The organism is Reyranella sp. (genome assembly GCF_965279465.1).
In the GTDB taxonomy this organism is placed as follows: Bacteria; Pseudomonadota; Alphaproteobacteria; order Reyranellales; family Reyranellaceae; genus Reyranella.
Map to the genome: position 1 here is coordinate 6,813,732 of NZ_OZ257242.1, position 25,016 is coordinate 6,838,747.

20 protein-coding genes are annotated in these 25,016 nt (G+C 65.9%); 10 read left to right on the forward strand and 10 right to left on the reverse strand.

Annotated elements, in window-relative coordinates:
- The first annotated feature begins 128 nt into the window (after nt 1-128).
- Both ACQY8M_RS33200 and ACQY8M_RS33205 read left to right on the forward strand, forming a co-directional pair.
- Nucleotides 129-2,441 carry a xanthine dehydrogenase family protein molybdopterin-binding subunit gene (locus tag ACQY8M_RS33200; protein ID WP_428665425.1) on the forward strand — a complete coding sequence of 771 codons (2,313 nt, stop codon included), beginning with the start codon at nt 129-131 and terminating at the stop codon, nt 2,439-2,441.
- 4 nt (nt 2,442-2,445) lie between these two features.
- Complete coding sequence (locus tag ACQY8M_RS33205) at nt 2,446-4,164, forward strand: gamma-glutamyltransferase family protein (protein ID WP_428665428.1); 1,719 nt, start codon at nt 2,446-2,448, stop codon at nt 4,162-4,164.
- Nucleotides 4,165-4,213: 49 nt separating this feature from the next.
- On the opposite strand, the gene ACQY8M_RS33210 is transcribed toward ACQY8M_RS33205, so the two are convergent.
- Both ACQY8M_RS33210 and ACQY8M_RS33215 read right to left on the reverse strand, forming a co-directional pair.
- Nucleotides 4,214-5,659, reverse strand: a complete 1,446-nt coding sequence (locus ACQY8M_RS33210) for an SRPBCC family protein (RefSeq protein ID WP_428665430.1) — start codon at nt 5,657-5,659, stop codon at nt 4,214-4,216.
- A 458-nt stretch (nt 5,660-6,117) separates the two neighbouring features.
- A complete protein-coding gene (locus tag ACQY8M_RS33215) occupies nt 6,118-7,284 on the reverse strand; it encodes a M23 family metallopeptidase (RefSeq protein WP_428665433.1) in 1,167 nt (388 codons plus the stop codon).
- A 223-nt stretch (nt 7,285-7,507) separates the two neighbouring features.
- Here ACQY8M_RS33215 and ACQY8M_RS33220 point away from each other — a divergent pair, with 223 nt between their 5' ends.
- The 3 genes from ACQY8M_RS33220 to ACQY8M_RS33230 all read left to right on the forward strand — a co-directional run bounded on the left by ACQY8M_RS33220 (nt 7,508) and on the right by ACQY8M_RS33230 (nt 10,660).
- Complete coding sequence (locus tag ACQY8M_RS33220; protein ID WP_428665435.1) at nt 7,508-8,428, forward strand: ABC transporter substrate-binding protein; 921 nt, start codon at nt 7,508-7,510, stop codon at nt 8,426-8,428.
- 27 nt (nt 8,429-8,455) lie between these two features.
- The gene (locus ACQY8M_RS33225; protein WP_428665439.1) at nt 8,456-9,421 is read left to right on the forward strand and encodes an ABC transporter substrate-binding protein; all 966 of its coding nucleotides are present in this window, start codon (nt 8,456-8,458) and stop codon (nt 9,419-9,421) included.
- Between the two features lie 327 nt (nt 9,422-9,748).
- Entirely contained in the window at nt 9,749-10,660 is a 912-nt protein-coding gene (locus tag ACQY8M_RS33230) for an amino acid ABC transporter substrate-binding protein (RefSeq protein WP_428665442.1), read from the forward strand.
- 2 nt (nt 10,661-10,662) lie between these two features.
- On the opposite strand, the gene ACQY8M_RS33235 is transcribed toward ACQY8M_RS33230, so the two are convergent.
- Nucleotides 10,663-11,442 carry a hypothetical protein gene (locus ACQY8M_RS33235; RefSeq protein WP_428665444.1) on the reverse strand — a complete coding sequence of 260 codons (780 nt, stop codon included), beginning with the start codon at nt 11,440-11,442 and terminating at the stop codon, nt 10,663-10,665.
- Here ACQY8M_RS33235 and ACQY8M_RS33240 point away from each other — a divergent pair.
- From ACQY8M_RS33240 to ACQY8M_RS33250, 3 genes are all read left to right on the forward strand, one after another.
- A complete protein-coding gene (locus tag ACQY8M_RS33240) occupies nt 11,395-12,183 on the forward strand; it encodes an enoyl-CoA hydratase (protein ID WP_428665446.1) in 789 nt (262 codons plus the stop codon). The genes ACQY8M_RS33235 and ACQY8M_RS33240 overlap by 48 nt on opposite strands.
- Nucleotides 12,184-12,298: 115 nt before the next feature.
- Nucleotides 12,299-13,486, forward strand: a complete 1,188-nt coding sequence (locus ACQY8M_RS33245; protein ID WP_428665448.1) for a CaiB/BaiF CoA transferase family protein — start codon at nt 12,299-12,301, stop codon at nt 13,484-13,486.
- Nucleotides 13,486-14,232 carry an SDR family NAD(P)-dependent oxidoreductase gene (locus ACQY8M_RS33250; protein ID WP_428665450.1) on the forward strand — a complete coding sequence of 249 codons (747 nt, stop codon included), beginning with the start codon at nt 13,486-13,488 and terminating at the stop codon, nt 14,230-14,232. The genes ACQY8M_RS33245 and ACQY8M_RS33250 overlap by 1 nt, the downstream gene beginning before the upstream one ends.
- Before the next feature lie 105 nt (nt 14,233-14,337).
- Here ACQY8M_RS33250 and ACQY8M_RS33255 read toward each other — a convergent pair whose 3' ends face one another.
- The gene (locus ACQY8M_RS33255; RefSeq protein ID WP_428665452.1) at nt 14,338-15,309 is read right to left on the reverse strand and encodes a Bug family tripartite tricarboxylate transporter substrate binding protein; all 972 of its coding nucleotides are present in this window, start codon (nt 15,307-15,309) and stop codon (nt 14,338-14,340) included.
- A gap of 229 nt (nt 15,310-15,538) precedes the next feature.
- Between ACQY8M_RS33255 and dctP the strand changes: the two genes are divergently transcribed.
- Nucleotides 15,539-16,579 carry a TRAP transporter substrate-binding protein DctP gene (gene dctP, locus ACQY8M_RS33260; protein WP_428665455.1) on the forward strand — a complete coding sequence of 347 codons (1,041 nt, stop codon included), beginning with the start codon at nt 15,539-15,541 and terminating at the stop codon, nt 16,577-16,579.
- 7 nt (nt 16,580-16,586) lie between these two features.
- Here the strand turns inward: dctP and ACQY8M_RS33265 are convergent, their stop codons facing one another.
- The 3 genes from ACQY8M_RS33265 to ACQY8M_RS33275 form a co-directional block, all read right to left on the reverse strand.
- Nucleotides 16,587-17,891 (reverse strand): TRAP transporter large permease, encoded by a 1,305-nt coding sequence (locus ACQY8M_RS33265; RefSeq protein ID WP_428665458.1) that lies wholly within the window; start codon nt 17,889-17,891, stop codon nt 16,587-16,589.
- Nucleotides 17,888-18,493, reverse strand: a complete 606-nt coding sequence (locus ACQY8M_RS33270; RefSeq protein ID WP_428665461.1) for a TRAP transporter small permease subunit — start codon at nt 18,491-18,493, stop codon at nt 17,888-17,890. Before ACQY8M_RS33270 ends, ACQY8M_RS33265 begins: the two co-directional genes overlap by 4 nt.
- A gap of 82 nt (nt 18,494-18,575) precedes the next feature.
- Complete coding sequence (locus ACQY8M_RS33275) at nt 18,576-20,396, reverse strand: CocE/NonD family hydrolase (RefSeq protein ID WP_428665464.1); 1,821 nt, start codon at nt 20,394-20,396, stop codon at nt 18,576-18,578.
- A gap of 90 nt (nt 20,397-20,486) precedes the next feature.
- Here ACQY8M_RS33275 and ACQY8M_RS33280 point away from each other — a divergent pair, with 90 nt between their 5' ends.
- On the forward strand, nt 20,487-21,482 hold the full coding sequence (locus ACQY8M_RS33280) for a Bug family tripartite tricarboxylate transporter substrate binding protein (protein WP_428665466.1): 996 nt from the start codon (nt 20,487-20,489) through the stop codon (nt 21,480-21,482).
- 48 nt (nt 21,483-21,530) lie between these two features.
- Here ACQY8M_RS33280 and ACQY8M_RS33285 read toward each other — a convergent pair whose 3' ends face one another.
- From ACQY8M_RS33285 to uraD, 3 genes are all read right to left on the reverse strand, one after another.
- A complete protein-coding gene (locus ACQY8M_RS33285) occupies nt 21,531-22,505 on the reverse strand; it encodes a Bug family tripartite tricarboxylate transporter substrate binding protein (RefSeq protein ID WP_428665469.1) in 975 nt (324 codons plus the stop codon).
- 134 nt (nt 22,506-22,639) lie between these two features.
- Nucleotides 22,640-24,079 (reverse strand): NAD-dependent succinate-semialdehyde dehydrogenase, encoded by a 1,440-nt coding sequence (locus ACQY8M_RS33290; RefSeq protein WP_428665471.1) that lies wholly within the window; start codon nt 24,077-24,079, stop codon nt 22,640-22,642.
- Nucleotides 24,080-24,097: 18 nt separating this feature from the next.
- Complete coding sequence (gene uraD / locus ACQY8M_RS33295; protein ID WP_428665473.1) at nt 24,098-24,979, reverse strand: 2-oxo-4-hydroxy-4-carboxy-5-ureidoimidazoline decarboxylase; 882 nt, start codon at nt 24,977-24,979, stop codon at nt 24,098-24,100.
- Nucleotides 24,980-25,016: the final 37 nt, after the last annotated feature.

Genomic DNA, 25,016 nt, shown 5'->3' on the forward strand with positions numbered 1-25,016 from the left:
GGATACTCTCCTTCCTCTAGGGCCGCGTTGCTTAGCGAAGGGCCGTTTCCAGACAGTTTCAAGATCCGAAAATAATGTGTCGTGGGTTTCGCCGTTTGATAGTGTTCCTCCCAAAGTGGAGGAATCACATGGCAAAGTTTGGCATTGGCGATTCGGTGCGCAGGCTCGAGGACCCTCGTCTGCTGACGGGCGGCGGGCGTTACACGGACGACACGAAGCTCTCCACCCCGGCTGCCCGCGCCTATGTGCTGCGCTCCCCGCACGCCCATGCCGACATCAGGAGCATCGACACGACCGCCGCAAAGAAGGCGCCCGGCGTGCTGCTGGTCTTCACCGGCGCCGATGTCGAGACGGAAGGTTTCGGCGACGTGCCCTGCCTGGTGCCGTTGGATAACCGCGACGGCACCCCGCGCGCCGACACCTCCCGGCCGATGCTGGCCAAGGGCCGCGTCCGGCATGTCGGCGATCCGGTGGCGCTGGTCGTCGCCGAGACGCTGGAGCAGGCCAAGGACGCCGCCGAGCTGATCGAGATCGACTACGCCCCCCGGCCGCATACGGTCGACACTTGGGAATCGGCCCAGCCCGGCGCGCCGCTGGTGCATGACCATATTCCCAACAACATCGTATTCGACTGGGCGATGGGTGACCAGGCGGCAACCGAAGCGGCCTTCAAGAAGGCCGACAAGGTCGTGAAGCTTCAGATCGTCAACCAGCGGCTGGTCGTGAACTCGATGGAGCCGCGCGGCGCGATCTGCGAGTACGATCCGAGCGACGACCGGTCGACTTTGTGGCTGTCCTCGCAGGGCGTGCACATGATCCGGCCGGTCGTGGCCGACATGATCCTGAAGATCGGCTCGCCCAAGCTGCGTGTGCGCACCGGCGACGTCGGCGGCGGCTTCGGCATGAAGATCTTCGTCCATCCCGAATATCCGATGGTCGTCTGGGCCTCCCGCGCGCTGAAGCGCGCGGTCAAATGGATCCCCGACCGGCAGGAGGCCTTCCAGTCCGACGTGCAGGGCCGCGACCACGTCTCGATCGCCGAGATGGCACTCGACAAGGACGCCAGGTTCCTCGGCTGCCGCATCACGACCTATGCCGCGCTCGGCGCCTACCTCAACCATTTCAGCGTTTTCATTCCGACCATGGCTGGCAGCTCGATGCTGAACGGCCTCTATCAGACGCCGGCGGTCTACGTGAACGTGAAAGGCGTGATGACCAACACCGTGCCGACAGACGCCTATCGCGGCGCGGGCCGGCCCGAGGCGGCTTACCTGGTCGAGCGCTTCGTCGACCATATCGCGCGCGAGACCGGCCTCACGCCGGACGAGATCCGCGCCCGCAACTTCATCAAGCCCGCGCAGCTGCCGTTCAAGACGGCGCTGGGCGACACCTACGATTCTGGTGACTTCGAGACGGTGATGCGCAAGGGCATGGAGAAGGCCGACTGGAAGGGCTTCGCCGCGCGCCGGGCGCAGTCGGCCAGGGCCGGCAAATGGCGCGGCATCGGCATGGCGACCTATGTCGAGAAGTGCTCGGGCGGCGGGCCGGAGACGGTGAAGGCGGTGTTCAACGACGACGCCACGATCAGCCTTATCACCGGCAACCAGACCAACGGCCAGGGCCACGAGACGGCGCTGAAACAGATCGCGTCGGCTAGGCTCGGCATCGATGTCGAGCGCATCAACCTGGTGCAGGGCGATTCCGACGTGGTGCCCGAGGGCTTCACCGGCGGCAGCCGCACCATCGCGATCAACGGCGTGGCGACCATGGGCGTCGCCGACAAGATCATCGCCAAGGGCAAGCCGCTCGCGGCCAACCTGCTCGAAGCCAGCGCCGCCGATATCGACTTCAAGGACGGGTCGTTCCGGATCGTGGGCACCGACCGGAGCGTCAGCCTTTTCGACGTCGCCAAGGCCAACAAGGGCGCGCTCGACGACGACTTCACGCGCACGCCCGAGGCCGACACCTACCCCAACGGCTGCCATATCTGCGAGTTGGAGATCGATCCCGACACCGGGACGCTCGAGATCAAGAACTACACCGTGACCGACGATTTCGGCATGGCGCTGAACCCGCTGCTGCTGCAGGGCCAGATCCACGGCGGTATCGGCCAGGGCGTCGGCCAGGCGCTCACCGAGCACACGATCTACGACAAGGATTCCGGCCAACTGCTGAGCGGCAGCTTCATGGACTATGCCTTTCCGCGCGCCGACATCGTGCCGGCGGTCAAGTTCGACATGCACAACAGCCCGTGCACGACCAATCCGCTCGGCGTGAAGGGCGCGGGCGAGGCCGGCGCGATCGGTGCGCCGCCTTCGGTGATTAACGCGATCGTCGATGCGATCCACGCCCATACCGGCGTGAAGCACATCGACATGCCGGTGACGCCGGCAACCTTGTGGGCGGTGATCGAGGCTCATCGCGGGAAGAAGGCGGCGTAGGCCCATGGCCTCTGCCCGCCCGACATTGTACGGCAGCCGCCACGCCGTCTCTGCCGGCCACTATCTCGCCGCCGCGGCCGGCTTCTCGATCCTCGAGGCGGGCGGCAATGCGATCGACGCCGGCTGCGCGGCGGGCATTGCGCTCGCCGTCCTGCATCCCGACGAGGTGAACGTCGCCGGCGTGGCGCCGATCATGATCCGGACAGGCCAAGGCAAGGTCGTGACCATCGCCGGCCTCGGCCACTGGCCCAGGCGCTTCCCGGCGGACCTGTTCATGCGCGAGCATGGCGGCAAGATGCCGTTGGGCATCCTGCGCACGGTGGTGCCGGCGGCGCCCGACGCCTGGATCACCGCGCTCTCGGACTACGGCACGATGTCGTTCGGCGACGTGGCCGGCGCCGCGATCCGCTACGCCCGGGAAGGCTTCGCCGTGTTCGAATACATGGCGACCATGATCAAGGAATACGAGGACGGCTACCGTTCCTGGCCGTCCAATGCGGCGATCTTCCTGCTCGGCGGCAAGGTGCCGAAGGTCGGCGACCGCTTCCTGCAGACCGACCTCGCCGGCACGCTGCAATACATGGTCGACCAGGAACGCGGCGCGGCGGTGCGCGGCGGACGGCTGGCCGGCCTCGCGGCGGCGCGCGCCGCATTCTATTGCGGCGACATCGCCGAGACGATCGTGCGCTACCACGAGCAGAACGGCGGATATCTCGCTCGCGACGATCTGGCCAACTTCCACAGCCGCTACGAAGAGCCGGTGAAAGTCCGCTGGCGCGACTTCGAGGTCTATACCTGCGGGCCGTGGTGCCAGGGCCCGATGCTGGCGCAGGCGCTGCGCATGATCGAGGCGTCGGGCGGCCTCGCAGGCCTGCAGCACAACAGCGCCGACTATGTGCACCTGATCACCGAGATCCTCAAGGCGGCCTGCGCCGACCGCGAGTATCGCTACGGCGATCCGCTGTTCGTCGATGTCGGCCTCGATGAGCTGTTGTCCGATCCTCACATCAAGGCGAGGGTCGGCGCGATCGACATGCAGCGCGCCATGCCCGACATGCCGCCGCCGGTCGGGCGCTATCCGGCGAACGCGCCTCCCCCGCCCGAACCGTCAAAGGCGCGGAGCGACGCCGTCGTCGAGCCCGACACATCTTACTGCTGCGCGATCGACCGCTGGGGCAACGTCCTGTCGGCAACGCCGAGCGATGGCTCGTGGCGCTCGCCGGTGATCCCGGGCCTCGGCATCGTGCCGTCCGGCCGCGGCACACAATCGCGGCCCGACCCGAACCATCCCTCCGGCGTGGCGCCCGGCAAGCGACCGCGGCTCACGCCCAACCCCGCGATCGCCGTGCGCGACGACGACAGCGTCATTCCCTTCGGGGCCCCAGGCGGCGACGTGCAGGTCCAGGCGATGCTGCAGGTGTTCCTGAATACCTTCCATTTTGGCATGGACGTCCAGGAAGCCATCGAGCAGCCGCGATTCGCAACGTTCAGCTTCCCGAATTCCTTCGCGCCGTACACGCATCTGCCCGGCCGGCTGAACATAGAGGACCGGTTACCGGCGGCAACGATCGAGGAGCTGCAGCGGCGCGGCCACGACGTCGAGATGTGGCCCGCGCTGACGCGACGAGCCTGCTCGGTCGAAGCCATCCTGCTCGACAGCAAAACCGGCTTCCTGCGCGCCGGCGCCGATTGGCGCCAGCCCGCCTACGCCATGGTGGGGTAAGTACGGCTGGCGCAACGACGATGTTGGGCGGTTGCCGTCGGTTGACCTCTCAGCGGTCGACGTTCATTGCGTCGCGGTAGGTCTTCTCGAACCAGGCGATTCGCCGCTCGAGTCCGCCGAGTTGCGGAACGGTGCCGGTCCGGTGGATTTCCTGCAGGCGCTCGCAGGCGTCGCGGTCCTCGCGCGAAATGCGGCGGAAGACGAGAAGCGCCAATCGGTTCCTGATCGGGTCCGTCAGAAGTCGCGTCACGCGCGCGTAACGGGAGCGATAGGCCGAAAGAGGAGAGGGATAGACGAACGCCCGCAACAACGAGCGGTCGTGCGCCTGCGGGATGAACTGCTGAAAGCAGCAATGCCAGTTATCGTTGTCCGAGCAGGAAAGCGACACGACCAGGCTGGGAAAGATCTGGAATATGGAATAATGGGACGCGCCGTACGATCCGTCGCGGCAACCCGCCACCATGCGATCGAACGCCCTGGTATCGGACGTCATCAGGAAGCAGCTGTGGGCCCCGAATTGCCGATAGGTGATTTCGCGCGGGTCGAGGTGGCCCCCCGACGAGCGGGCGGTCGAGGCATGAATGTACGGGGCGTGATAGTCGTCCAGCGTGATGTGAACGTACAGTTTCCAGTTGGCATCGATCTTCTCGCGGACGATCTGCGGCTTTTCCGGCATGCGCGACAATGCCTCGAGAATCGGGAAGCCCTCGGCCAGGAAGTCCTGCAGCGACTCGCCCGCATGTTCCGAGGGAAACCGGCCGAATATCAGGGCGCCGCAGGTCGCGACCTCGATCGGTGCCAGGCGGGCGCCGAGTTCGTGGGGCAGCTTGCCGTACAGTTGCCGGCAGTTCGGAATCCCGATGGCGAGCCCGTCGCGATTAAACTGCCAGTGATGAAATCCGCAGACGATTGGTCCATTTCCCCTGTCGCCCTGACGCAGTGGATAGGACCTGTGCGGGCAGATGTTCTCGAAACCCCGCAATTCGTCCCCGAACCTCTGGACGAAGACTTCCCGGGTCGCCAACGAGGCGCGAAACCAGTCGCCATCCTTCTGGAGGTCCCGCGCCAACCCAAGAAACGTCCAGGTGTGGGCGAGCGCCTGCTGTTCGCGACGAAACGCCGTCTCATCGGCGATGGCATGCGACCAGCCGGGCGGAATCGTCTCGACGAGGCCATGATCACCGGACTTACCTGCGCCGCCTTCATCGACCAGCCAGTAGTGAGTCCCTGCCACGCGTGCGGTCAGGGTCGCCCGGTCGGGCGCGGGAGAGGGCAGTGCAAAGGAGAAGGCGGCCTTGCCATCGCCGATGCCGGCGGCCGCCAAATCCTTGCGAAATCGATCCGCACGCACGGCGCCGAGGAGAACGCCTCCCGCATAGATTTCGACGACGAGCCGGCGGCGGGGCTGGGAACCGTCTTGTGCCCAACCCAATACCTGGCCATCGCGGACCACATCGATGTGTCCCCGATAATTGGCGGGCGGAAAGAGGTTCAACACTTTCCAACGGTGTGACGGTCCTGTCATCTGCATGACGGGAAACAGCTATACTCCGACATTCCCCAGATGAACCACTGAATGGTGGCAAGACTTGGCGCGCCAGATCCTGGCACCTAACCGGCAGGCCAGCCACCGCGGCCGCGATGCCGGAGGGCACTGCACTGCGGCGTGGAGGCGGCGACCTTCCGCACGTGCGAAACCGCGGCGCCCCAGTCAACGTTTGGTGAGCCCACTCCAGCCTCGACAACCCTCCCAGCACCCAGCCCGACAAGACGGTCGAGAAAGCCGGCACCTCCTGCGTCGCCGACGGGCTGCTGATAAGCAGTGACGGCCACCTTTACATCACCTCGCCCGAGGACAGTTCGGTCAAGCCACGGGGAGGGCGACCGAGCCCGCATCGTCATTTCAGAACCGCGCCTACGCTGGCCGGATTCGTTGGCCGAGGCGGCCGGCGGCTAGATCGCGCCCGCCTCGCGGTCGCGCTCCTGCAGGTCGCGCATCATTGTCTTCTTGAAGCGCTCGAGTTCGCCGCCGCGCAGTTGCTCGGGCCGTAGCGCAGGGTTGACCATTGGGTTGGTCGGCTTGCCGTTGTTCAGGATCTCGAAATGGAGATGCGGGCCGGTAGAGCGCCCGGTCGAGCCGACATAGCCGATCACGTCGCCCTGCTTCACCCTCGTCCCCGGTTCGATGCCCGCGGCGAAGGCCGAGAGATGGCCGTAGACAGTCATCAGCTTCGTCGGACGCCTGAAGCCGTCGAAGGCACCGCTCGATCCGCCGTCATGCTCGATCTCTATCCAATTGCCATAGCCGGCCTTGAGCTCGGCACCGATCACGATGCCATCGCCCGCAGCCCGTATCGGGGTGCCCATGTCGGCGGCGAGGTCGACGCCGTCATGCATCATCAGGGTCGTGCCGCCTGGCTTGGCCGCCCCCTTCGTGCCGACAGGCTTCAGGCCGAACGGCGAGCCGAGCGCCGCCGGCACAGTCGGCACATTGACCGTCGTCAGCGGGCTGGGCGCCGGGCCACCCGCGCCCTTTCCCGTTGGCTTGAGGGCCGACGCCCAGTTCCGTCCGGGCTGGTCGAACGGATCGGCGCGCAGCCCGAAGCCCGACGATACGACGACATTCTGCAGCGGCAGGCGGATCTCGGGCGCGGCGGCGGCCTGGCCATTGGAAAGAAAGAAGCGCTCGATCGCCGGCTTGCCGGTGCGGAAGCGATGGATGGCTATCGTGCCCTTCGCTCCGGTGCGCAACTCGGCCCACAGCACCTTGCCGATGCCGATCGGATTGCCGACGGCAGTGAAGGTCCGCTCATAACGGACATAGAAGCGATCACCCTTGCGCATATCCCGTTCAAGATCGATGGTGGTACCAAGGGCGGCGAGCGCCTCCACCATGGCGGCGGCCGGAACGCCGGCCTCGGCAGCCGACTCCGCGAACGAACCCGATACGACGCCGCTCGCGCCAAAGACGCGGGTGAACGGCATATAGCTTTGGTATTGCGCCTCTTCCCGGTCGCTGCCCAGCAGGCGCGCTTCTTCGGGCGAGACCGCCAGGGCGGGAGACACGATGCCAGAACAAAACAGAGCGGCCAGTGCCGCCTTAAACGGTATCCTGTTCATTCAGCCTCGTGTTCGATGGTGTGAACGAGCAAGTAGCACGGTCCCGGCGGAGGATAGGCCCAATGATCTGGTGGGAAAGTGACCTTTTCAGGGTCGCCCAGGAAGATCACCTTCGAGTATTAAAGATGCACTGCGGCGGAATGCCTCCTCGCCGGATCGTGTGCTACAGTACACCTAAATGAACGCGACGACACTCACGCGCCGGACACTTTTGGGAACCAGCGTGGCTGCAGCCGCGGTCCCCGTCAGAGGCCACGCCCAGAGGCAGCGCCTCGACCTGCTGCTCGATTGGAAGCCGGCGCCGACTTATGCAGGCTTCTATGTTGCCCGCGAAATCGAGGCCTTCAAGCGGCGCGGGCTCGACGTGCGTATTGTCGAGGGCCACGGCGTCAACGTGGCGGCCGAGATGATCGCGGCCGGCAAGGAATACTGGATCGGCTCGTCGAGCGCTTCCGCCACCGCGATCGGCCGGTCGCGCGACCTGGCGATCCGCAGCCTCGCCGTCTACTACCGGCGCACACCGACCGTGCTCTATTCGCGCACCGAAGACCGCATCGACGCGCCGCGCAATCTGCTGGGCAAGCGGGTCGGCCTGGTGCAGGGCAGCACGACCGTCGACGAATACCACGCACTGCTGCTCGCCAACCGCCTCGACCGCACCCGGATCAAGGAAATCGATGTCGACTGGGATTCCAAGGCCCTGCTCGATCGCAAGGTGGACGCACTGCTCGACTACGAGGAGATCACACCGGCCCAACTGCAGTCTCAGGGCAATCGCATCGCGGTGATGCGGATCGCCGACTTCGGCGTGCGCATCTACAGCCTCAACCTCCTGGTGAACGAGATGGCCTGGACTTCCTCGCCTCAGCGCAAGCAGACGGCGCAGCTGGTCGAGGAGGCGGTGCAGGAAGGCTACCAGTTCGTGCGCGACAGGCCAGCCGAGGCGGCCACGATCTTCTGCAGGCTCTTCCCTGATTTCTCGCCGCGCTATGTCAATCTCAGCATGCAGATCGTGTCGCGCCAACTTGCCCTGCCGATCGGCAACCAGACGCGGATCGGCTGGGAGGACACGCTGAAGACGCTGTCCTCGCTGCGCTTGCTGGCGCGCGCCGTGAGCGCCGAGGAAGTCGCGATCTACGATTGACCCCTGCTCAATGCCGTGAGGCCATAAATGCGTCGTGTTCGTGCCGCCCGTCGCGGCGTGCTGGCCTTTCTGCTTGGCCTCTCGGTCCTGTCGCCCGCGGTCGCGCAGCCGCTCACCAAGGTCGAGGTGGTGCTCGACTGGAAGGCGCTGCCGACCTTCGCCGGCTTCTTCCTCGCCAAGGACCTCGGCGCCTTCGAGCGGCGCGGCCTCGATGTCACCTTCAGCGAGGTTCAGGGCGCCATTGTGTCCGCCGAAACCATCGGCGACGGGTCGAAATACTGGATCGGCTCGTCGAGCGGCACGGCCACCGTGATCGGCCGCTCGAAGGGCCTGCCGATCAAGAGCCTGGCCGTCTATTACCGGAAGACACCGAGCGCAATCTACAGCCGGGCCGAGGACCGCATCGCCCACCCGCGCGACCTCTACGGCAAGAGGCTCGGCATGGTGCCGGGCAGCATCACCAACGAGGAATTCCGTGCCCTGGTCGCCCTCAACCGGCTGCAGCGCGACAAGATCGAGCAGGTCACCGTCGACTGGGACCCGTGGGCGCTGCTCGAGAAGAAGGTCGACGCGATGATCGACTACGAGGAGATGACGCCGTCGGAACTGCTGGCCGAGGGCCGACGGATCATCGCGATGCGGCTCAGCGACTTCGGCGTGCGCAGCTACAGCCTCAACCTGATCGTCAACGACGCCGCCTGGGCCTCGCCGGAGAAGCGCGCGATCGCCAAGAAGGTCGCCGAAGCGGTGCAGGAGGGCTACAGCCTGGTCAACGAGCGGCCGGGCGATGCCGCGGCGCATTTCTCCCGACTCTTCCCGCGGCTCGCGCCGCGCTATGTCGACCGCGCCATGGTGTCGGTCGCACTGCAGCTATCGCCGGCGCCGGTCGGCGGCCAGACCAGGCAGGGCTGGGAGGAGACGATCAACCTCCTGTCCTCGCTCAACCTGCTGGCCCGTCCGGTCACCGCCGACGAGGTGGCGATCCTGGAATAGGCGTTCCCGACTTCCATTTTTCTGATCGCGCGGCACGCTACGGTCGAGCGATCCCGGTGTCGCCAAGCGCACGAATCGGCCGAAATGCCTGCCCGTCGAGCCAGGCGGAGGCGGGTTGTACTGGACAGTGGGGATACGCGTCACCAAAGCCGCGGCCGTCCAGATTTCGTCGAAGCATGATGTTTGGCTCACGAACGAATCACGCTTGCCTGCTAGTCTGCATTTGGTCGAGCCGTTTTAGACACCCGCACCTGCTTCTGCGTCCAGGCACCCGAATCCGTCCAGCAACAAATGCGATCGTGCGACATCAACGAGGAGGGTTGGCAAATGTCGAAACTGGCACATCTGCTGATCGTGGCGGCGCTTCTGCCTCTCTCGGTTTCCATGCCGGTGGCGGCGCAGGAGGCCGTGTTGAGCCCGACGCTCGCCAACATAAAGCGCACGCATACGGTGCGGCTCGGGCACCGCGAGGCCTCGCCGCCCTTCTCATACCTCGACCGCGCCAATCGGCCGATCGGCTACAGCCTGGATCTCTGCAAGGCGATCGTCGACGAGATCGGCATCGAGATCGGGGCGGTCGATCTCAGGATCGTCTACGTCAAGGTGACGCCGGAGACGCGCATCCCTGCCGTTCTGAACAACAAGATCGACATCGAGTGTGGCGCGACCACGGCCAGCCCCGATCGCGCGCGGCGCGTCGCCTTTTCACCGATGATGTATGTCGCGGGAACGAAGCTGATGGTGCCGAATGGCTCCGCTGTATCGGGTATCGCCGATCTCAGGGGCAAGACGATTGTCGTGACCAGCGGCACGACCAACGAACGTGCGATCGAAATCGTCAACAAACAGCTCTCGCTCGGACTTGCCATCATCGCCACGACCGACCACGAGCAGTCCTACCAGTTGCTTTCCGACGGAATGGCGCAGGCCTTCGCCACCGACGACATTCTTCTGTACGGGTTGATCGCACGGCACGAGGCGCAGGACAGGTTCGAGGTGGTGGGCGAGTTCCTGAGCTACGACCCCTACGGCATCATGTACCGCAAGAACGAACCTCAGCTTGCAGCCGTGGTCGAGCGCACCTTCCGCAAGCTCGCCACCAACCGCGATCTGGTGCCGCTTTACCAGAAATGGCTGATGGACCGTCTGCCGACCGGTGAGCGGCTGGGCGTACCGATGTCGGCGGAACTCGAGTACTCGTTCAAGAGGCTCGAAGACTGGAGCCAGGGCACGAACTGAGTCTAGCCGACGTCGCCACTTTCCTTGAGGTCGACGATCAGCACCGACAGGACCTTGGCCTCCGAGGTGAACAGGATCACGGCGGCGCTGAGCTCACGGAGCACACCGACGAAGATGAAGCACCAGGTGGTCGCGATCGCGGCGGGACGCAGCAACGGCGCGGTGATGCCCTTCAGGGTGCGCAGCCGCGTGGTGCCCAGCATGCGGCCGGCCTCCTCGAGCTCCGGATGCACCGAATGGAAGGCCGAGCCAAGCTGCTGGTAGGCCGCAGCAGCTCGATGGTGATGAAGGCGATCAGCAGGATCCAAAGCGTGCCGTAGAGGTGGGCGCGTATAGGCAAGGAAAAGCCCGACGCCGAGCACGATGCCCGGGATGGCGAGCGGCGCAGTGGCGAGGAAAGCGAGCACGCGGTGCCCGACCATCGCGCGCCGGGCCACAATGTAGGCAATCAGGTGTGCAGCAGGCCGCCCAGCGTGGCGGTCGCCGTTGCCAGAAGGAAGGTGTTCTTGAGCGCCGGCAGGGTCGAGCTCAGCTCCCAGAACGTGACCCAGATAATGGCCGATCCGGCGGTCAAGACGCGCCTCGCGGAACTGGGCAACGAAATTCAGGCCATGACGCCCGGCGAGCTTGCCGCCTTCCTCGGAAAAGAGGACCAGACGGTTGCAGAGGTTGAGAAGACGGGGGTGCTGAAGCCCGAGTAGCTTTGCCTCTATACTGGCGTCAAAGGAGTACTCATGCAGGAACAGAAGCTCTACGGCCATCGCGACGGTGCCGTGGCCCACATCGTCTTCAACAATCCCGCCAAGCTGAATGCGGTCTCGCTCGACATGTGGGACGGGTTCGTCAGCCTGCTCACCGAGTACGAGAAGGATCCCGAGGTGCGTTGCCTGGTCGTGAGCGGCGCCGGCGGCAAGGCCTTCGTGTCGGGCGCCGACATCTCCAAGTTCGAGAGCGAGCGCGCCGATGCCGAGGCGCAGGTCCGCTACGACGCGATCTCCAAGCAGGGTTACGAAGGCCTCTACAACTTCTCCAAGCCGACCATCGCCAAGATCACCGGCTACTGCATCGGCGGCGGGATGAACCTCGCGGCCTGCTGCGACATGCGCTTCTGCAACGAAGGCGCCCGCTTCGGCGTGCCGGCGGGCAAGCTCGGGCTGGGCTACGGCTTCCTGCGCATCGAACGCCTGTCGCGCATCGTCGGCCTGCCGCGCGCGATGGAGTTCCTGTTCACCGCCCGGCAGTACTCCTCGAAAGAGGCCTATGAGATGGGCCTGGTGAACGCCGTGGCGGCCGACGGCGATCTCGATGCGCTGGTCACCAGGACGACCGACGCGATCAGCCAGAACGCCCCGCTTACCATCGCGCTCGCCAAGGCCTCCGCCCGCGAGATCGCCAAGCCCGAGGCGCAACAGGATCACGCGAAGCTCGCGAAGATGACCGAGGCCTGTTTCGACAGCGAAGACTTCAAGGAAGGCCGCCGCGCCTTCATGGAAAAGAGGAAGCCCGTCTTCAAGGGCCGGTAGCACTGACTTTGGTCCGCTGGGAGCGCGGCTCTCCAGAGCCGCTCTTCTTCGGATTGGCCCCACCCATGAGCGGCTCCGGAGAGCCGCGCTCCCAGCAAGAGAGGAAACGACGAAAATGACCCAGCTCCCGCTCTCCCACATCAAGGTTCTCGACCTCACCGCGCATCGTGCCGGCCCGACGGCGGTGCGGCAGCTCGCCGACTGGGGCGCCGACGTGATCAAGATCGAGCCGCCGCCGGAGCCCGGCAGCAATACCGATGCGATGGGCGGCAGCCGGCACGGCTTCGACTTCCAGAACCTGCATCGCAACAAGCAATCGCTGACCCTCAACCTCAAGAGCCCCGAAGGTCACGCGATCTTCATGAAGCTCGCGAAGGACGCCGACGTCATCGTCGAGAACTATCGTTCCGACGTTAAGTACCGGCTGAAGGTCGACTACGACACGGTGGCCAAGGTCAATCCGCGCATTGTCTACGGCTCGATCGCGGGCTTCGGCCAGAGCGGTCCCGATGCGGCACGCCCCGGCGTCGACCAGATCGCGCAGGGCATGGGCGGACTGATGTCGATCACCGGCGAGCCGGACCGCGGCCCGATGAGGGTCGGCATCCCGATAGCCGACCTCACCTCGGGCCTGCTGCTCGCCCAGGCGATGATCCTTGCGCTCTACAATCGCGAGCGCACCGGCAAGGGCCAGTGGGTCCACACCTCGCTGATCGAGGCGCAGATCTTCATGCTCGACTTCCAGGCCTCGCGCTGGCTGATGAAGGGCGAGGTCGCCAAGCAGGCCGGCAACGATCATCCGACCTCGATCCCGACGGGCGTGTTCCCGACCAGCGACGGCCACATCAACATCGCCGCCTCGGGCAACAACCTGTGGAAGCGCTTTTGCGCCGCGCTCGATGCGCCGCAGCTGTTCGACCATCCGGAGCATGCGACGCCTGCCCTGCGCTCGGAGCACCGCAAGGCACTGAACCAGCGCATTGGCGAGATCACCAAGACCGACACCTCGGCGCACTGGATCGAGAAGATCAACAAGGCCGGGGTGCCGTGCGGGCCGATCAACACCATCGACAAGACCTTCGCCGAGCCGCAGGTCCAGCATCTCGGCATCGCGCGGCCGGTCAAGCATCCCAAGCTCGGCGACATCAAGGTGGTCGGCCAGCCGATCAACCTGTCCGACTTCCCGCAGCCCGCGGCACTCAAGCCCACACCGGATATGGGCGAGCACACCGACCAGGTGCTGGCCGGCCTCGGCTACGACAAGCCGGCGATCGAGAAGCTGCGCGCCGGCGGCGTCGTCTGATGGCGGGCAACGGCAAGGCGGCCCTCGTCACCGGCGCCGGCAAGAACATCGGCCGGGCCTGCGTGCTCGGCCTCGCCGAGGACGGCTTCAATGTCGCGATCAACGGCTCGAGCGATCGCGCTGCCTGTGAGAGCGTCGCCCGGGAAGCCGGCATGTTCGGCGTCAAGACGATCGTGGTCATGGGCGACGTCGGCAAGCCCGCCGAGTGCAAGCGGATTGCCGACGAGGCAATCAAGGCGTTCGGCGCGGTCGATGCGTTGCTCAACAACGCAGCACTTCGTCCCAACAAGCCCTTCCTCGAGATGACGGATGACGAGTGGCAACGCGTCATCGACGTCGACATGAATGCAGCGGTCTGGCTCGCGCGCGCCTGCCTGCCGGGCATGGTGAAGAAGGGCTGGGGCCGCATCGTCAACTTCGCCGGCATGAACGCGATCCATGGCCATGCCGGCCGCGCACCGGTGTCTGTTGCCAAGCACGGCGTCTGGGGCCTGTCCAAGGCGCTGGCGATGGAGTTCGGCCCGAAGGGTATCACCACCAACACGATCTCGCCCGGCCCGATCGCCCCCGACGTCGAGGAGGAGAACGCCTCTGCCCAGGCCCGCGCCCAGACCCTGGCGCGCGTCCCGCTCGGCCGCTTCGGCGCGCCCGTGGAGGTCGCCGCGGCGGCGCGCCTGCTGGTGTCGGAGGCCGGCGGCTATATCAACGGCCAGATGATCGCGGTGAACGGCGGCGGTGCGACCTGATCATCGCTGGGAGCGCGGCTCTCCGGAGCCGCTCATGAAATGTGGGAGGCAGACGGAAGAGCGGCTCTGGAGAGCCGCGCTCCCAGCAGGCCGACGTTGCGCCGATCACTCGGGCCTGATGCCGGCCGCCTTGATGACGGCGCTCCAGCGGGCGCCGTCCTGGGCGACGAAGGCCGCGAAATCGGCGCGGCTTTCGAGCTCGACCCGTGCGCCGCGCTCGGCCCATTGCTGCCTCACCTTGTCGGAGCCCAGGACCTTTTGGATGGCCGCATGCATGCGGTCGAGCACCGGCTCGGGGGTGGCCTTCGGCCCGAAGATGCCGTCCCACGAGATCGCGCGAAAGTCGGGCAGGCCGGCCTCATCGAAGGTCGGCACTTCCGGCAACAAGGCCTCGCGCCGACGGCCGGCGACAGCCAGCGCGCGCAGCTGGCCCCCTCTGACGTAGCCGTGGGCGAGGCCCGCCGTGCCGAACATGGCGCCAACGTGGCCGGACAGCAGATCCTGCAACGCCGGCGCGCCGCCTCGATACGGGACATGGCGCAGCTTCACCTTCGCGCGGATTTGCAGCAGCTCGATTGCCAAATGCGGCACGGTGCCGAGCCCTCCCGAGGCCATGTCGATCGAGTCCGGCTTTTCGCGCGCCGCCTCGAGGAACTGCTGGAGGGAAGAGACATCGAGCCGCCGGGGATTGACCAGCAGCACCGCCTGCACGCGATCGATCGCCGAGATCGGCGTGAAGTCGCGGGCGAGGTCGAAGCCGGGATTGGCATAGATCAGCGATGCGTAGGTACTACCGGTAAAGCCGACCAGCATGGTGTAGCCGTCGGGCCGGGCATTGGCGACGACGGCCGCGCCGACGCTGCCACCCGCGCCGCTGCGATTGTCGATCACGATGGTCTGGCCGAGTTCCGTGCCGGCGAGCTCGGCGATGACGCGCGCGAAACCGTCGCTCGGGCCGCCCGCCGGAAAGGGCAGCACCCAGGTCACCGTCTTCTCGGGCCAGTCGCTCGCCTTCGTCGCGCGTCCAGCGAACACCGTGGAAAAGCCCGCCAGGACGGCACGACGGTTGGGTTTCATCGCGCCTGCTCCAGCTGGATGTTGGCGGCATTCGCGCCCTGCTCGACCCATATCGCCTTCACGTCGTTGCCGCGAGCGCGGCCTGTCTTCGCACTTGCATCACGCCCCCGGGTCCGAAAACCGGCAAGGCGGACTTTAACGGCTTGCCGCGCGCTGTCGCGACGCTAATCTGCCCGCAAGACAAGGAAAAAGAAAAACAAGACATCCGGAGGAAAACCAGGAGGCATTCATGAGCCGTCTCGCCGGCATGGTCGTTGCTGCCCTCGTGGCAGTGGTTGCGGGATCAGCGACAGCGTCCGCCCAGAACAAGATCGTCGACGGACCCGAGATGAGGTGGAAGCTTGCCGCCTGGGGCAAGCCGCGCGCCGGCACCGCCAACGTCGAGAAGCTCAAGGCGTTCATGGACGAGCGCACCGGCGGCAAGTTCAAGATCCAGATCGGCTACGAGAGCTTCGGCCAACCCAAGGAACTGCTCGACCTGCTGAAGGTCGGCAGCCTCGAGATGACCAACATCTGCGCCTCGTACCATCCCGAGAAGCTGCCGGTGTACTCGGCGCTCGACCTGCCGTTCTTGCCGATCCCCAACACCGACGTGCAGGAGAAGGTGCACAACGCCTTCCACCAGCATCCGCTGGTGATCAAGGAGATGGCGGGCTGGAAGGCGATGCCATACCTGTCGGCGCTGCTGCCCAACAACGAGTTCGTCGGCCGCGGCAAGCCGCCCAAGGCGATCGAGGACTTCAAGGGCATGCGGGTGCGCGCGCTCGCCGGCATCGGCGATGCGATGCGCAAGCTCGGCGCCGTGCCGACCTCGGTCGACGCGACAGAGGTCTACACCTCGCTCGAGCGCGGCACGGTCGACGCCGCGGCCTTCCCCTCGACCTACGCGCACCAGTCCTACCGCACCTACGAAGTGACCAAGTGGTACACCGAGAACATGGCGCTGGGCTCGGTCGGCTGCCCGACCTTGATCCATGTCGACCGCTGGGCCGAGCTGCCGGCGCAGTACAAGGCGCTGTTCGAGGAGGCGCGGCCGATTGCGCAGGCTGCCGCCAAGAAGGCCTATGCCGAGGCGGACGAAAAAAATCTCCCGCTGTTCAGGAAGAAGCTGCAGTTCATCAAGTTCACGCCCGACGAGGTCGCCGCCTTCCGCAAGGCCGGCGGGACGCCGGTGTGGGAGGAATGGGTGACCAAACGCGAGGGCCAGGGCATCCCGGCGCGCGAGCTTCTCGACTTCCTGCTCAAGGAAGCCACTTCACCGAAATCCTGAGCGGCGCCTATCCCGCGAGATCCAGGATGAAAGTCACGATCTCCGGGAAGGCGGTGAGGAAGCCGATGGTGATGATGTCGGCAAAGATGAACGGCCAGATGCCGCGGAAGATGTCGGCGACGGAAATGTCAGGCCGCACGCCGTTGACCACGAACACCACGAGGCCGACCGGCGGCGACAATGTCGCAATGCCGTTCAGCTTGACCAGGATGATGCCGAACCAGATCGGGTCGTAGCCCAGCGCCTCGACCACCGGGAATATCACGGGCAAGGTCAGCAGGAACATGCCGATGCCCTCGAGGATGGTGCCCAGGATCAGGTAGACGACGTAGATCGCCAGCAGGACGACAATCGGCGGCACGTTCAGGCCGGTGACCCATTTCGCCAGCTCTTCCGGCAGGCCGGCGAAACCCAGGAAGCGCACGAAGATTAGCACGCCCCAGATCACGGTGAAGATCACCGCCGTCAGCCGCGCCGTCTCGAGCAGCGCGTCGCGCAACTCGGGCCATTTCATGCCGTTGGCCAGCGCGATGACGAAGACGCAGAGCGCGCCCAGCGACCCGGCCTCGGTCGGCGTCGCCCAGCCGAACAGCATGCTGTAGAAGATGATCGCGATCACCAGCACGATCGGCAGCGTGCCGGGCAGCGACTTGAAGCGCTGCGGCCAGGTGTAGCCGCGGATCGGCTTGCCGAGCGCGGGATTGCGTCCGCACATGAAGAGAATGATCGCGGTGTAGACGAAGGCCGAGAAGAGTCCCGGCGCAAAGCCCGCGACCAGCAGCTTGCCGATCGACTGCTCGGTGATGATTCCGTAGACGACCAGGAGGGCGCTGGGCGGGATGAGCGAATCGAGAGTGGCGCCTGCCGCGACCACGCCGGCCGCCAGCCGCTTGGAGTAGCCCGCCTTCAGCATTTCCGGGATGGCGACCTTGGCGAACACGGCGGCGGCGGCAGTGTTGGCGCCCGACACGGCCGAGAAGCCGGCAACGGCATAGACCGTGGCGATGGCGAGCCCGCCCGGCAGCCAGCCGAGCCAGCGCCGCGCCGCCTCGAAGGCTGCCTGGGTGATGCCGGCGTAATAGGCGAGATAGCCGATCAGGATGAACATCGGCAGGACGCTCAGCGTGTAGTTCACGACTGAGGCATGCGGCACGACGCCGGCGGCGGCGAGGCCGGGGCCCCAACCGGTCAGTACGGCGAGGCCGAACGCGCCGATGATCGCCGCGGCATAGGCGATGCGCACGCCCAGCACGCAGAGAAGGATCAGCAGGCCGCAGCCGATGAAGCCGAGGGTGAGCGGTTCGAGGCTCATGGCCGCTTCTCCTCGCGGCCGAGCGCTTCGGCGATCTCGTTCTTCGCCTGGACCTCGATGGTCTCGATGACCGGCACCGCGATCGGCTCCGCATCCGGATGGCGGATCAGGCGCATGTAGTCGAGGGCCTGCAGCACCAGACGCACGCAGAGAACGACCAGCACGAACGGCACGATCAGCTTGGTCGGCCACACCGGCAGCTTGATGTCGATGGTCGAATCACCGAGCTGCCAGGCCCGCACGAAATTCTGGAACGTCGAGTCGATTAGGACGATGATGACGACCATCGCCACGAGCACGCAGAACAGCTCCATCGACCACAGGAAGCGCATCGAGAAGCCGCGCAGCAGCAGGTCCATGCGGATATGGGCGCCGACCCGCTGGGCATAGGAGATGCCGAGGAAGGCGAACAGCGCGCTCGCCTGCTCCATGTAGTCGATGTAGCCATAGATCGCCGTGTCGAAGACGGTACGACCGATGATCTGGAAGACGCCGACGAACATCAGAAAGAAGATGGCCGCCGCGGCCACGAGGTTCATGCCGTCTTCCAGCCGCGCCCAATAACGGTGCGCGACCGCCAGTGCGGCCGTGCCGTCTCCCATGTTTCCTCCCAAGGCCGGTCGTTCGCGCGCCGGGTTTGTCGGGAGGCTAGCTCACACCCCGCTCACAGGCAATTCGACGGAGTCACTCGACCGGAAGCTCCAGCAAGGTCGCCTGCTCGCCACCGCTCAACACTTTCAGCAGCGGCGGACGGCCATGCGGCGTCTGCACGAAATGGTCGGCATCGGCGCCGCTGATCGAGAGCCTGAGGCGACTGCCCCTGATGAAGCGCCAGGCGACCGGCAGCAACGCGAACCTCAGGAGCTGCGGCTCGCCGACCGGCATCGGCTTCGCGTCCTTGCGCGCGAAGCTGTGCCACGGCCAGGTGGTACGATACTCACGCGGCGCCGGCGCCTCGGCGCGATGGATGGCGCGCAGCACGCCCTCCGTGACGTAGCGCACGGTGCCGTCGGCCTCGACCTCGGAGAGATAGGCGAAGACCGCGGCGTCCGGCTCGCTCGAGGCGAGCCACAGCGAGACAACGGGATGGCCGGCGATTTCGAGCGGCGCCTCCAGAGCCGGCGTGGTGAAGCTCGCAAGCTTCGCCTCGCGCTCGGGCCAGTCGACGTAGTAGTTGGTGGCGTCGATGCCGGCGATGCGCTCATAGCGCGTCTGGAAGCCGCTGCCGACGGTGAAGTCGGCCTGGACCTCGTCGACGCTGGCGGCATTGGGCTGAGCGGCCGAAAGCTCGCGCCCCGGCATGGTGTAGAAGCGGCGGCTACCCGTGACCGGCGGCCACTCCTTCGCCGAGCGCCATTCCTCGGCATGGACGACGAAGTAATGGATCGGCTCCTCGGCCTCGAGGCCGGTGTCGCGGCCGGCGAGATGCTGGTCGAAGAAGCGCAGTACTTCGCCCAGGACAGGAAACTCCGGTTCCTGCCGCGCGCGCCACGGTGAGGTGTTCACCCGCGCGCCGTGGTCCCACGGCCCCAGCAACACGCGCTTGTGCCTGTTCGGCAGGGAGAGATAGCGCGACAGCACGCCGTTGGCATAGCCTGCGCCGTCGGTCCAGCCGGAGACGGCGTAGACCGCGACGTCCTCCGGGATCTCGTCAAGATAGTTGTAGGGACTGAACGACGCGCTGGTGAAGCTCGGATCGTAGGGCAGCGCATCGTCGCGGCATTTGAACTCGGTGATGAAATCGGGCATGCGAAAATTCGCCAGATGCCCCTTCACCGCCTCGCGGGCCAGCGAACCGTCGCGGTCATCGTCGACCGGCAGCGGCCCGAGCAGCGCCGGATTGGCGAAGTAGGAGAACTGCTTGCGCAGCTCGCGCCTGTCATGGTCGAGCGCCAGCATCAGCTCGTCGTAGACCAGCGCCAGCCGCTTGATCAGCATGCCGCCCGGATAATAGTTGTCGGCCCAGGTGTCCCACACGGCGAACAGCGGCGCGATCGCCTTCACCGCCGTGTGGCCGGTGCTCGCGAGGAAATCGCAGGCAGCGCCAAGGTAGGAGATGCCGGTGGCGCCGATCGCCCCGTCGCTCCACGGCTGCGCCACGATCCAGTCGGCGATCGTCTTGTAGTCAGCGCGCTCGCGCGGGCTGCGGAAGGAATCGCGCGTGCCGAAGGACGCGCCGGTGCCGCGCGCGTCGACCACCACCAGCGCGTAGCCGCGCGGCACGAACATGTCCCGGTAACGATAGGTGTTGGGCGACGGCTCGACGCCGCTCGTTCCCGGCGCCAGTTCGAAACGGCGGATGTACGGCGTCAGGATCAACACCGTCGGCCAGCGCCGGCCCGAATTGCCATCGGGCAGGAAGACATCGACCGCAAGCCGGCACCCATCGGCCATGGCGACATAGACGGAGGTCGGCGCGCCGACGGAATGCTCCGCCGGACGGCCGGCGAGATAGCGGCTGGGCGGCACGCGCCAGGCGGCGCCGAGGTCGTCACGGTCGGGCATGACGGAGTGTCGCGGTTGACCGCCACAACATCAACCAGCCCGTTCGTGTAGAATCGATTTCTCGCGTAATGAAGCGTAAGGAAGTCCGCGTTGAATAAGTTCGTGTTGTCGCGCCGCCGCGCGCTGCTCCTGTCGAGCGGTGCGCTCGCCGCACCGATGATCGCCTCGGGCGTCGCCCGTGCCGCCGACGACTGGCCCACCAAGCCGGTCAAATACATCAACCTCTTTCCGGCCGGCGGGCCGACCGACGTGCTGTCGCGCATCGCCTGCCAGAAGCTCTCTGACCTCACCGGCCAGCAGTTCATCGTCGAGAACAAGGGCGGCTCGGGCGGCAACGTCGGCGCCGACGCGATCGCGCATTCAGCGCCGGATGGCTACGCGATCGGCCTGATGAGCGTGGCCTCGCACGCCATCGCCACGTCGCTCTACGCCAGGCTGCCGTTCAACGCGGACAGGGATTTCACGCCGGTCAGCATGCTGTGGTCGCTGCCGAATCTGCTGATCGTACGCAAGAGCCTCGGCCCCAAGACGGTGTCAGAGCTGATCGCTCTGGCGCGCGAGAAGCCCGGCAAACTGTCCTATGCATCGTCGGGCGCCGGCACGACCGTGCATCTCAGCGGCGCGCTGTTCTGCTCCATGGCCAAGGTCGACATCCTGCACGTGCCCTATCGCGGCAGCGCGCCGGCGACGCAGGACCTCCTCGCCGACCAGGTGGACATGATCTTCGACAATATCCCCGGATCGCTCGCCCAGATGGGCGGCGGCAAGGTGAACGGGCTCGCTGTCACCAGCCTCGAGCGCAGCCCGATGGCGCCTGAGGTGCCGGCGATGACCGAATTCCTCCCGGGTTACGACATCAATTCGTGGGGCGGCATCTGCGGGCCGGCCGGCCTGCCGCCAGCAATCGTCGAGAAGCTCAATGCCCTCGCCAAGCAAACCCTCGCCAGCGACGACGTGAAGAACGCCTATCTGAAGAACGGCGCGACGCCGCTCTGGATGAACGTCGCTGACACCGTCGCCTATCGCCGCGCCGAGGAGACCCGCTTCGGCCCAATCGTCAAGGCGAACGGCGCGAAGGTCGATTGAATCCTTGCTCCTCCCCTTTGTGGACTACGCGAAGGGGAGGAGATGTGATCACTGCGGCTCGATCTTCGCGAGCTTGATGTGCTTCGTCCAGGATTCGCGCTCGCGCTGGACGAAGGCGTCGCACTTGGTGATGTCCCAGTCGCGCGGCGGCGGGATGAAGCCCAGCTCCTTGACGCGCGCCAGCACGGCGGGCTCGTAGAGCGCACTCATGATCAGGCGATTGAGACGCTGCGTGATGGCGGCAGGGACTTCCTTGCGCACCGAGAAGCAGGAATAGGCCACGATGCTGTAGTCCGGGTATGTCTCGGCGATCGCCTCGACGTCGGGATATTGCGGTGAGCGCTCTGGAGACGTGACGGCGAGCGCGCGGACGTAGCCCGAGCGCACATAGCTTTCGCCCACGACCTGGTCGGGGAAGACGGCGTGCACACGTCCCGCGTTCAGGTCCTGGATCGAGGCCACCGCGTCGCGGTACGCGACCTCCTCGAACTTCACGCCGCTCGTCACCTCGAACAGCGCCGCCGGCACCCGCGAGGAGGCATTGCCGTAGCCTGAGAACAACGGCTCCTTGCTCGACTTGGCATAGGCTACGAATTCCTTCACCGTCTTGTAGGGCGCGTCCTTGTTCACCAGCATGAAGTTGCCGGTCGAGCCGTTGACCGCGACCGTGGTGAAGTCGGCCGGATCGTAGGTCATCTGCTTGTAGAGGCTGGGATTGGCCGCCAGCGTGCTGGTCGAGCCGAGCAGCAGCGTGTAGCCGTCGGCAGGTGCGTTCTTGACCTGCGTCGTGCCGATCATGCCCGTGGCGCCGGGCTTGTTCTCGATCACGAAGGGCTGGTTCGTCACGGTCTCGAGCTGCTTGCCGACCAGCCGCGCAATGATGTCGGTAGAGCCGCCCGGTCCGAACGGCACCAGGATCTTCACCACCTTGGCCGGATAGGCCTCGTTGGCCCGGGCCGCTTGGCCCACGGCCATCGTCCCCGTCACGCCGCCCAACAGCGCAAGGGCCTCTCTACGCTTCATCGTCACGCTTTACTCTCCGCTTTGAAACGCCTCCCTCATAAGGCGACGCCACGGAAAGGCGAGCGGGAGTTGCCCCGAATTTCGACGCGCGAGCGATGGCCCTCCTCCACTTCCGTGGAAGAGGGCCCCGCTCGTCACATCCCGAGGGTCGTGACAAACTTGGTGTTGAGATAAGCCTCGAGTGCCTCGATGCCGCCCTCCGAGCCATAGCCCGAGTCCTTCATGCCGCCGAACGGCACTTCCGGCAGGGCGAGCCCGTGATGGTTGATCGACACCATGCCGCTTTCGAAGCCCGCGCCAACGGCCGCCATTGTCTTGATGTTCTTGGTGTAGGCGTAGGCGGCAAGGCCCCACGGCAGTCGGTTGGCTTCCGTCATCACGCCGTCGAAATCCTTGAACGACGAGATCGGCGCGAGCGGGCCGAACGGCTCGTCGTTCATGATCTTGGCGTCGAGCGGCACGTCGGTCATGACAGTCGGCTCGTAGAAGTAGCCCTTGTTGCCCTTGCGCTGGCCGCCGGTCTGGATCTTGGCGCCCTTGGCAATGGCATCGCTCACGAACGAGTCCATGGCGTGGAGGCGGCGCTCGGCGACGAGCGGGCCCATGCGGGTGTCGGCCTCGAGACCGTTGCCGACCTTCACGTTCTTGGCGTAGGCGGTGAAGCGTTCGACGAACTCGGGATAGACCTTCTCATGCACCAGGAAGCGGGTCGGTGCGACGCAGACCTGGCCTGCGTTCCTGAACTTGTTGGCGCCCAGGACGTTCACCGCCTGCTCGAGGTCGGCATCCTCGAACACGATCGCCGGAGCATGGCCACCGAGTTCCATGGTGACGCGCTTCATGTGCGCGCCGGCCAGTGCTGCGAGCTGCTTGCCGACCGGGGTCGAGCCGGTGAACGTCACCTTCTTGATGATCGGATGCGGGATCAGGTACTCGCTGATCTCCGACGGCACGCCGTAGACGAGCTGTATCACGCCTGCCGGCACGCCGGCATCGACGAACGCCTTGATCAGCTGCGCGCAGGAACCGGGCGTGTCCTCGGGGCCCTTGACGATGATCGAGCAGCCGGTGGCAATCGCGGCCGAGGCCTTGCGCACCACCTGGTTGATCGGGAAGTTCCACGGCGTGAAGGCGGCAACCGGCCCGACCGGCTCCTTCATCACCAGCTGGTGCACGTTCTCCATCCGCGCCGGCACGATGCGGCCATAGGTGCGACGGCCTTCCTCGGCCATCCAGTCGATGATGTCGGCGGCGAGCAGGGTCTCGCCCTTGGCCTCGATCACCGGCTTGCCCTGCTCCATGGTCATGATCGGCGCGATCTCGTCGACCCGCTGGCGGATCAGCTCGGCCGCCTTGCGCATGATCTTGTAGCGGTCGAACGGCGAGACCTTCTTCCACTGGCGGAAGCCCTTGTCGGCAGCAGCAAGCGCGCGGTCGAGATCGGCCGTCTCGGCATGTGCCACCTGACCGATCACCTCCTCGGTCGCGGGATTGATCACCGGGATGGTCCGGCCCTTGGCGCCCTTGGTCCAGGCTCCGTCGATCATCAGGGAAACGTCGCTGTAGGTCGTCATTGTCTTCCTCCGTTCTCTCTAGCTTCCGCGATAGGTGGAATAGCTCCAGGGGGTGCAGAGCAAGGGGACATGGTAATGCCCCTCGGGCTCGGCCACCGAAAAGCGCAAAGGGACGATGTCCAGAAAGGGCGGATCGCCCGCCTCGATACCCCTTGTGCGATAATGGTCGCCGATTGCGAAGCGCAACTCGTAGCGCCCGATCGGCAACGGCCGGCCGCCGATCAGCGGATGATCGGTGCGGCCGTCGGCATTGGTGACCGCTGAGGTAATGCGGTGGTAGCGGTCGCCGGCAAGCTCGTGAAGTTCGATCGCCACGCCGATGGCCGGACGTCCGGCGTGGGTATCGAGCACGTGGGTGCTGATCCTGCCGTCGACCTTGGGCATGCCCTCGCCCGTCACCTTCGCGGCGAGGCGCAGGCGGGTGATGTAGAAGACCTCCTGCAAGGCTGCTGCGAATTCCGTTGCCTCGTCATGCGGCAATCGGCGCTCGAACTGCGCCAGAATCGAATCCCGCGTGTGCCGCCGCACGCAGATCATGAAGGGGAAGCCGAACTTCGCCTTGTAGGCATCGTTCAGCCGATGGAAGCGAACGAACTCCTCGTCAGAAAGCGTGTCTAGTCCCGCGCTCGCCTGCTCGCTTCTCGAGTCTTCGGTGATGGCGCCGGCCCGTGCCGCCTTGCCGGCCAGATCGGGGTGATTGCGCACGAAGGCGAGCTGCGTGTCGCGGGGCGCCGCCCGCACCGCCCCCATCATGGCCGCGTGCAGGTCCGTCACCGTCGCGAACGGCCGCCTGGCGTGGGCCGCGGCCGCGACCCACGGGGCGAGCTCGAACGCCTCGCCGATGGCGGCCTCGAAGGCGGCAAGGTCCATGTGGTTGAGGTCGGCCAACGTCACGGTCATGTCCGCCGAACTAGCACGCCCACACGGCCCTCACTAT